The sequence below is a fragment of the Candidatus Thermoplasmatota archaeon genome (assembly GCA_029907305.1).
Taxonomy (GTDB): Archaea; Thermoplasmatota; E2; order DHVEG-1; family DHVEG-1; genus JARYMC01.
Genome location: JARYMC010000073.1, coordinates 1 through 7,837 on the forward strand (window position 1 = coordinate 1; position 7,837 = coordinate 7,837).

9 protein-coding genes are annotated in these 7,837 nt (G+C 34.3%); 4 read left to right on the plus strand and 5 right to left on the minus strand.

What is annotated here, in order from left to right:
- The coding region (locus tag QHH19_05870) for a NosD domain-containing protein (protein MDH7517853.1) at nucleotides 1–440 on the plus strand (440 nt) is incomplete at its 5' end.
- A 52-nt stretch (nucleotides 441–492) separates the two neighbouring features.
- Here QHH19_05870 and QHH19_05875 read toward each other — a convergent pair.
- Both QHH19_05875 and QHH19_05880 read right to left on the minus strand, forming a co-directional pair.
- The gene (locus tag QHH19_05875; protein MDH7517854.1) at nucleotides 493–1,266 is read right to left on the minus strand and encodes a radical SAM protein; all 774 of its coding nucleotides are present in this window, start codon (nucleotides 1,264–1,266) and stop codon (nucleotides 493–495) included.
- A gap of 11 nt (nucleotides 1,267–1,277) precedes the next feature.
- Entirely contained in the window at nucleotides 1,278–2,558 is a 1,281-nt protein-coding gene (locus QHH19_05880) for an Nre family DNA repair protein (protein MDH7517855.1), read from the minus strand.
- Between the two features lie 323 nt (nucleotides 2,559–2,881).
- Here QHH19_05880 and QHH19_05885 point away from each other — a divergent pair, with 323 nt between their 5' ends.
- The 3 genes from QHH19_05885 to dcd all read left to right on the plus strand — a co-directional run bounded on the left by QHH19_05885 (nucleotide 2,882) and on the right by dcd (nucleotide 5,715).
- On the plus strand, nucleotides 2,882–4,390 hold the full coding sequence (locus tag QHH19_05885) for a hypothetical protein (protein MDH7517856.1): 1,509 nt from the start codon (nucleotides 2,882–2,884) through the stop codon (nucleotides 4,388–4,390).
- Nucleotides 4,391–4,564: 174 nt separating this feature from the next.
- The gene (locus QHH19_05890) at nucleotides 4,565–5,236 is read left to right on the plus strand and encodes a peptidylprolyl isomerase (GenBank protein ID MDH7517857.1); all 672 of its coding nucleotides are present in this window, start codon (nucleotides 4,565–4,567) and stop codon (nucleotides 5,234–5,236) included.
- 5 nt (nucleotides 5,237–5,241) lie between these two features.
- Nucleotides 5,242–5,715: a dCTP deaminase gene (gene dcd / locus QHH19_05895; protein MDH7517858.1), complete on the plus strand. Its 474-nt coding sequence runs from the start codon at nucleotides 5,242–5,244 to the stop codon at nucleotides 5,713–5,715.
- Here dcd and QHH19_05900 read toward each other — a convergent pair.
- From QHH19_05900 to QHH19_05910, 3 genes are all read right to left on the minus strand, one after another.
- Nucleotides 5,710–6,477, minus strand: coding sequence for a tRNA (adenine-N1)-methyltransferase (locus QHH19_05900; GenBank protein MDH7517859.1), 768 nt, complete (start codon nucleotides 6,475–6,477; stop codon nucleotides 5,710–5,712). The genes dcd and QHH19_05900 overlap by 6 nt on opposite strands.
- On the minus strand, nucleotides 6,474–7,517 hold the full coding sequence (locus QHH19_05905; protein ID MDH7517860.1) for an archaeosine biosynthesis radical SAM protein RaSEA: 1,044 nt from the start codon (nucleotides 7,515–7,517) through the stop codon (nucleotides 6,474–6,476). Before QHH19_05905 ends, QHH19_05900 begins: the two co-directional genes overlap by 4 nt.
- A partial coding sequence (locus tag QHH19_05910) for a hypothetical protein (GenBank protein MDH7517861.1) occupies nucleotides 7,514–7,837 on the minus strand: 324 nt, incomplete at its 5' end. The genes QHH19_05905 and QHH19_05910, both read right to left, overlap by 4 nt.

Consider the following 7,837-nt stretch of genomic DNA (forward strand, 5'->3'; position numbering starts at 1 on the left):
GAGTAAAAATAGCTAGTTGGGGGAGGCTAGAAGAGAACAGTTGTTCCAGTTTTATAATTATGCAAAAGGTCTACTCTATTAAAAACAATGACATAGGGATTTATGGAAAAAATTGGGCCAACAGTACAATCTGCGACAATAACATTGAAAACAACAAAAAAATTGGTTTAAAAATGGTAAAATCAAAACGCAATAAAATCTATCGAAACAACTTCATAAATGATGGAATATTGATCTTTGGAAAACGCAATGCTAAAAGTTCGATAGGTAACAAATGGGATAACGGCATTGAAGGTAACTACTGGGATGACTATAGAGGATTGAGGATCAAAAGATTAGCAGATATTAACAAAGATGGTTTTGGGAATATCCCCTATTACATACCAAGATTACAAATTGACAAACACCCAAAGTTAGAACCATATAATATAATTATATAAACAATTGGGCTTCATGATTTGAGGATATAACTATTGATTGAAGACACAAAAACTAGAATGCCTCAACAATTTTTATTTTTCTTTCTTTTCCATATTTTTTCAATTCGTTGAATATTTCTTTGAAATATGATTCATCTTTAATTCTATCAAAATTTGAAATATTACATTTTTTAAGATTTTCAAAAATACCTGGCTTGAGATTAAATTTGTCGACCATTATTTCTTTTGCACCGTAGCTAGTAAGTGTATCAATAATTCTAGAAATATCATCAAGTTTTATTGTTGGGTATATTGGTCCAAAAAAAACAGTTGTCTTGATGCCTGCGTCGCTGCATGTTTTCATCGCAGCAAGTCGTTCGTCAATAGATGATGGATAAGGTTCAAGCATCTTTCTTTCATCATCATTTAATGTCCCTATACTAAACATTACTTCAGATTTTGAAAATTTTGATATCAGATCAATATCTCTGGTCACTAATGACGATTTTGTTTGGATGCAAACAGGAAAATCATATTTTAGAAGTTGTTCTAAACAATAGCGTGTGAGTTTGTATTTGTTTTCAATTGGTTGATATGGATCTGTCACAGTTGAAACCCCGACAGTACCAGGTTTTTTGTTCTTTAGTTCTTTTGATAGAACAATTGGTATGTTTGTTTTCACATCTACGAATAAACCCCAATCCGCTCTTGGTATTCTAAGCACGTTTGGCACATAACAATATGAGCAGTTGTGTTGACATCCACGGTAAGGATTGAGCGAGTAATCTAATCCAGGTAATGATGAATGCGATAATGCGGTCTTGCAGCTTATCTCTCTAATTTTCATAAAAACATCTCTTAGAAATCCTCAATCCTTTTTTGGTATATCTGGTTTTTAAGTACAGCACTGTTCTTTATCCATCTCTGTATGGGAATATCCATCTTCTGCGATACATGAATCAAAGCTTCATTTAATGTGTTGAATTTTTGATAAGGTTGTTTCAGTGCTTTCCTAACACTCTCTCTAACATTCCATACCCCTATGGGCATTATGTATCCAGGGTGAGCTTCCCTCATGATAACAACACCTGCTTGTCTCCGTTCTTTATTCAATAATTCGTTTACAGCTAGTTTAGCAGCATAGTAGCATCCGCCTATCTCAGCATATGTTGTTCTGCCATCATAAAACTCATAGCTGTTAAATATTGAAATACTGGAGCCATATGGGTTCCATGTTGTGTTTGGGTACCATGCCTCTATAAGTTCATATTGCCATTCTGATGGAATCATAAGTATGGCCCATCTGTTATCATACTGTGTTGTATAGTAAATACGGAATTCGTTTATCCAAGGATACGTTTTTGTATTGTTCATTAGATTTTCACCAATGGTTGAGTCTACAGCTGTTATACTCCATCTGGTAGGAACAAAACGTCTGTTTTTCCTGATACCAAAAGCACCGACGCTAAAAGCTTTCTGAATTTTTGAAACATCCACACCGTCTTTGTATAAATCTAAAACAGCGTTTCTAGCTTTTAGATCGGTATCATAAAAAGCTTTTTCAATATGGTGTTCGTATCTGGGGTTTGAGATATCAAATTTCATTAAAGGTGCAGAAGGACCATGCGGCTGTGCCTCATCATAAAAAGCGATTCTATCGTATGGTTTTCTCTCAAAAATTGCTTCAGCAAAAACACTATTTTTAGATAGGGCAAGTTCTCTAGTAAAACCAACGATCTTATTAGGGTTTTCTACATCAGTGACATCAACAGTGTATTTTCCTCTGATAAGCATTGAACGAAAATCTACTATGTCATCAAGGCTTTTATCAAGCCATAGTTCTGGTGTGTCTATAAGAGAGGTATCGCCCATTATTGGTGGGATCATAGGGCCAATAGCAACCTTCGGATAACCAAGGCGGCCAATAAACACGCTTGGTGGTGATGAACCTTCAATTCTCAAACTACCAACAAATGGTTTTAATTTTACTTTGGAATGATAACGGACAATTACTGGACATCGCGCTTTACCACACAATAATTTTGTTCCTCTGCATAAACCACATACGTTTTTAAAATTCTGTTTTGAAAGAGGTAAAATTTTTTTTTGTGTTTTTGGTTTTATGATAGGGAGAACCATAATAAACATTCATTACAGGCATGGTTTTAAAATATTTCTGTAAGAGGTAACTGAAAATATATAACTTATTAGATTTTAGAAATTTAGAAAATTAGGAAAATTTTATGTAATTAATAGAAAGATTAATAAATAAAAAAGATTATAAATGTGGTCATTACGGTCTAGACCAACAAATAGGACTACAATTATTAAAAATGGGGGAATAAAAATTGAAAGAAAAACATAAGACTTCAACGATTTTAATAACAATTTTTATAATAATCTGTTTGTTTGCCGCCAGTTATTATGTCTTTTTTTACCAAAAAGAAGAAACTGAAAAAAAGGTGGAAGAGAAAGAAATTGATAACAGAATTAACCCATTAGGGGCACCACAGGCAGTATTTCTAAAAATAAATAGGATACGGAAAAAAGGTATCGTTGATTTTATGATGAATGCTGGGTATGCAACGAACCTGTTAAAAAAAATACCGATTAAAAATCCTTATTTTTATCCGTTTATTGATGGTTTAAGACCTGGGATAGGATGGCGTAAAAAACCGTCTTTTACCTATACCGCTGTTCTTGATGGTTATGAATATAAAAGAAACGCACTTTGGACAGGTTGGGATACTGATTATATCAACCAGGAGTTCTTCAGGAAAGTTAAAGAAGAGCAACAACAAACAGAGGTTAAACTTACTATAGTAGAAAAAGAGAAAAAATTTACAAAAACTATTGAAAAAGAGATAGAAGGTTTCTGTGTTGTATATGATTTTAGATATGGTAATTGGACTGGAGATGATTACTTCAATGATAGTGATGGTTATGGTCATTACAATGGTTCTAATTATGAGATATGGTTTAACATTCGCCAGACTAGTTATGATGGAGATGATATCCCATATTGGACCGAAGTTAATATCTTAGGTACTGACCCTACCGTCGATGATTCAAAACTTGACCCTGACAATGATGGTATAGACACCGAATGGGAGTGGAAATGGGGATATGACCCGTTCAAGTATGATAATCATACGTATCTTGACCCTGATAATGATGGGTTACAAAATAACGAAGAATACTTTATGAAAAAATGGTTGGCAAACCCATTTTATCGAGAGATTTATATAGAGACTGACCACGAAGGGAAAAGACTTTTTAGACCTTTAAAGATCACAATCAAAAAAGGTAAAATACTACCGATACCTCGACCAAAATTAGAGTTCACTGGTGATGGTTGGGAATGCTTATTCTGGGAGGAATCACAACAAATGTTAATTGAAACTTTTAACGAACATGGCATAACAGTCCACATCGATGATGGTTGCATGGGTGGTGGCGGTGAATTATTACCAAAAAGAGAAGGCAACTATAACCAAGAGGGAGGAACTGTTGCAGAATACTATAACAACAACTTTTCTGATGAAAGAAAAGGTATTTTCAGATATGTTGTTATAGCAAGTGGTGGCGGCTGGTGTCACCCACAAGACAATAGACATTTCTACGATACTATGTGTGTTCCCACTAGTAAAAGGTTCTTCAAAAATCAGCTTGCTTTTGCGGTGTCCCAGAGAGGTAGAAGAATAGGGCGCGCTGTACAAGTATTACATGAGCTTGGTCATTCACTTGGATTACGTAGAGAAGAATGGGCCGGAGTAGATTGTCTAAATTTTAGCGAATATATGAATTATAAGAGTTCAATGAACTATTATTACTTTGGCCTGCGTTACTATGGTTATTCAGATGGAACACATGGTGAAAACGATAGGAATGACTGGGCCGCCTTAGATCTCACATATTTCCAGAAACCTGCACAGGGCATGGAAGGACTTGGATGGGAAGACTGGGCTTAGATCTCGCACATATCCAGAAACCTGTAACTTGATATGGATGAACTTGGATATTGCTACTAAGTTCATGTCCTATCTATACCTTAATTTTTACTTAAGATAATTAGCAAAGAAAAACATCAAAGGTTTCTTTTTCCAAATCCTTATTTATCAGTTTTGTATTTCAAAACTAGGTTTATGAAGGCTACAAAAGAAGATTTTGAAAGAAAAAGATCTAGACCAATAGAGAAAAAAAAGATACTTAAAAGAAAGAGCATAAAGATAAGCATTGTCTTATTGGTTTTTCTGATAGTAATCGCTATAGTAGTGGTCTACATATATACTAATCAAAATAAAAACATCGAACAAAATAATACAGCTGGTAAAAATCCCATCGCCATTCTAGATACTAGTATGGGGGTTATAAAAATCGAACTCTATAAGGATAAAGCACCTATAACAGCTGGTAATTTCATCAACTTATCAAAAAATGGTTTTTATGATGGGCTTATTTTTCATCGTGTTATCCAAAATTTTATGATACAGGGTGGCGATCCAAATGGGGATGGAACAGGGGGACCAAGTTATACAATCAAGGATGAATTCCATCCTGATCTAAGTAACGTTAGAGGCACGATATCTATGGCGAATCATGGGCCTAATACTGGTGGCAGTCAGTTTTTCATCAACGTAGTTAATAATACATATCTTGATTACAACAAAGAACCATTGGAATACAAACATGCTGTTTTTGGTAAAGTTATAGAGGGCATGGATGTTGTAGATGCTATTTCTAAAGTTAAAACTGATGAAAATGACAAGCCTTTGGTAGATGTTGTGATAAAAAGCATAACTATACAAGAAAAATGATTTTTATGACGATTCTATCCGATGTTGATATTAAGAATTCAATTAAAAACAAAGAGCTTGGTATTGAGCCTTTTGTTGAAAAGAATCTAACACCAAACGGTTATGACCTGACTATTGATGAGATATTTATCAGGAAAACAGACGAACATATCAAAAACGGTGTGGCAAAAATTCCTCCACTCACTTGGTTTGCTATAAGTACAAAAGAATTTGTTAAAATGGGACCGCAGATTACTTCACAGCTCTGGATTCGCTCTAGCTATGCACGTAAGGGCGTTATGGCTAGTTTCGGCAAGGTAGATGCTGGTTTCCATGGTACGCTTACTATTAGTTGTTTTAATTCAAATGATCAGTCGCTTGATATACCAATTGGTGATAGGTTCTGTCAGATTGTTTTTGAAAAAATGGCATCAATTCCATCAGAACTTTATGATAAAAAATCTGGGAATTACCAGAATCAGCGTGGCATAAAACTATAATACTTTTCTTGCAAATGTTAGATAACCTGTGTGCCCTAGCATGTCAAAACTAGGTCTTGTACCATGTGTTGAGACTATCATTTCTCTTTGTATGTTTTCAAATGTTTTGGTTTCAATGAAACTATATTTTCCTATTTCTTTAACTGTTTTTTCAACCTGTGATATAAGAGGAGAATACGAGCATAGGTAACCACCGATTTTCAGTGCTTTCCAAGCATGTTTCACCGCTTCCCAAGGGTTTGGTATGTCGAGAATAACTACATCCAATTCTTTTTCATCGATTTTTTTTGTAACATCCTTAAGTTTTGTTGTAACGTATTTTTCTAGTTTTGCTCTTCTAAGGTTTTTCATTGCATGTTCAATAAAGTCTTTTCTAACATCATATGATATTACTTTACCATTTGGAGCAACTGCAGAGGCTAACGCAATTGTTAATGAACCAGAGCCTATACCTGCTTCCAGAACAGTGTGACCTGACTCAATTGAGCAGTTCATAATTATGTGTGCAGCGTCTCTTGGTAAAATGATTTGTGCGAGGCGGTCTAGACTCTGTAATTTATCTTGCAAAGAAGGTTTCAGAATCCAGAATTTTTTGTTTCCGATCTCAATTTGTTTACCATATTCTTTTTTTACAAGAGTTACCGGGTCTATTACCCCGACACCTTTGATTCTATCTGTTTTACCAGCTGTGTCTACAATAATTTTTCTTAGATTCGAATCGATTAATACGACTACATCGTTTTTTTGTACATATTTTTTCATTTGTTTATCACCAAAAAATCAACGATTGAACCAAAGGTTAAATTTTCTATATCTATTTGATCTAACCATTTTTGTTTACATTCACAGTCAAGGTCTTCAAAAACCTTTATGTTTTGGTTTAATGAAAACTTTGCTATCAAATTTAGAATCTTATGGTCGCAGTTAGGGCAATTATGTGCTCCTCGTCTGCTTCCACCACCAGTAATATCACATTTAAGGTAAGCATCTGTTTTTGTTTTACTTTGTTTTAATATCTCTACAATGCTCCATAACCATGGTGGTCTATACTGGTCTCTTCTCCAGAGATACTCAACAAAAGTGTGATGCTGGACATTTGTTGGGTTAAAAGAAACAACATCAGTGTACGATCTGATGTCTTTGACTGTGTTGACACAATCTTCTACAGCCTGTTTTTCTGTTATAAAAGGTGGTTTAATTAACACGTAGGTTTTAAGCTTGAATCCATGTTTTTTAAAAAGTTTAGCGGATTTTTTGTAATCATCAAATGTGAATCCTTTGTTTATAGCATGTTCCCGTAAAAAATCATTAGATGTTTCAAGACCAACACCAACTTCAAATGTTTTAGGTTGGACAATTTCTTTTATCTTAGAAAGTTTCTCGTCTTTCACATATTCTGGTCTTGATTCAACAGATATTTTATCTGTTTTTTCTGAGAGGACTCCAAGAATTTTCTTTCTAACTTCAGGTTTAATCTCATCATCATCTAAGAAACTGCCTGAGGTGAATATTTTAACTATTTTTTGTCCAGAGTATTTTTGCATGGCTCTATCAAATTGTGTTAAAATGTCATTATCAGATACGTTTTTCCAGGTGCTGTCGTTAAAATATCCGCACATTGTACAACCTGACTTCAGAGCCCAAGAACAACCTCTTGTCCTGAAAATAATAACAAAAGCATCAACAATTTTTCCATCTAAAATGTCTTTTTCAGACCAGCAATGAACAGGGTTTTTTGTATCCACGCTTTTTGGTATAAAATTTTTTTTTAGGTTTTTACAAAAAATGTTTAACTCTTTCATTTCTGGTTTCTTCGATCCTTCTTTTTGTATTTAAAGATTAAAATGACTATGACTAGAGACACGATGAATATTATAGCCTCAAAACCAGGTACTCTAACATTAATTGGATGAGGCAGATCATAATTCAAACTATCCAGAGGGGTTTTGCCGATATCAGGGTTATTGTCAACAGTAAAATTATATGTTATTGGGCTCTCTATTGTGTTGTTGAATTTTTGATCGAGGTTTATGAAATAGTGGCTTACTTCCGCATAGAGTCTCATTGTCATGTTAGATCCTGGTTGCCAGCCGACATATTTTGGTGATGTTTCATATAGTGT